The organism is Methylobacterium sp. WL18, assembly GCF_008040015.1.
GTDB lineage: Bacteria > Pseudomonadota > Alphaproteobacteria > Rhizobiales > Beijerinckiaceae > Methylobacterium > Methylobacterium mesophilicum.
On record NZ_VRVD01000950.1, the window covers coordinates 1 to 1317 of the forward strand.

General features: G+C 67.7%; 1 protein-coding gene. It reads left to right on the plus strand.

Translation table 11 applies throughout. The features are described 5' to 3' along the window. A partial coding sequence (locus FV228_RS29990) for an IS701 family transposase (protein WP_147857757.1) occupies positions 1–1287 on the plus strand: 1287 nt, incomplete at its 5' end. Positions 1288–1317: the final 30 nt, after the last annotated feature.

Below are 1317 nucleotides of genomic sequence, written 5' to 3' on the forward strand. Positions count from 1 at the left end.
GGATGGCGTGAGGATCTGGACCGGTGGCTGCAGCCGTTCCTTGCGGGACTGTCGCATCCTGCGCGTCGGGCTATGTGCCCGCTCTACGTGAGCGGTCTGATCGGCTTGGGTGACCGCAAGAGCGTCCAGCCGATGGCGGCGCGGGCCGAGGGTGTGCCCTATGATCGGCTGCACCACTTCATCGCCGCCGGGATCTGGGATGAGGCTCCGCTTCAGCGGGCTCTTCTCGGCGAGGCCGATCGCCTCGTCGGTGGTGCGGATGCGATCCTGGTCATCGACGACACCGCTCTGCCGAAGAAGGGCAACCGCTCGGTTGGGGTCGCACCGCAATACGCCACGACGCTGGGCAAGACCGCCAACTGCCAGACACTGGTGTCGCTCACGCTGGCGCGTGGCGAAGTGCCCGTAGCAGTCGGCTTGGCGCTGTTCCTGCCCGAGACCTGGACGGGCGACCCGGATCGGATGGTATCGGCCGGCGTACCCGAGGGCCTGCGCGCGGCCCGCACCAAACTGGAGATCGCGGTTGCGGAGATCGACCGGGTTCGGGAGACTGGCGTGCGCTTCGGCTGCGTGCTGGCCGATGCAGGGTATGGGTCCGCCCCGTTCCGGCAAGCCCTGAGCGCGCGTGGCCTGAGTTGGGCTGTCGGGATCTCAGGACGCAACAAGGTCTACCCGGCCGACGTGACGATGATCTTCCCCGTCGCGGGGCGGGGGCGACCGCGCAAGCGTCATGTGCCGGATCAGGTCTCTATCGCGGCGGAGACGATCCTGGCAGATATGAGCGGCCGATCGGTGACCTGGCGGCGCGGCACCAAAGGCCGGCTGCGGGCTCGCTTCTGCGCGCTGCGCGTGCGGATGGCCGATGGCCCGACCCAGCGGATCGGCGGACAAGGCAATCAGCATCTGCCCGGCGACGAGGTCTGGCTGGTGCGCGAGGAGCGAGGCTCGGGCGAGCGTAAATACTACCTCTCAAACCTGCCGGCCGAGGCAACGCTCAAGCAGCTGGCCGCAACGATCAAGGCGCGCTGGATCTGCGAGCAGGCGCACCAGCAGATGAAAGAGGAACTCGGCCTCGACCACTTCGAGGGCCGATCCTGGACCGGGCTGCATCGGCACGCGCTGATGACCATGATGGCCTATGCCTTCCTGCAATCCCGACGCCTCGCAGCGGCGGGGCGGAAAAAAAAGAAGCGCCTGCCCGCCGCCCCAGCCCTCGATGCCGGCGATCCGCCAAGCCATCCTGGATCACCTCAGTCAGCCACCACCGCGGCGATGCCCGCACTGTGACGCCGTTCTCAATCTGCCACCCTGAAGTCA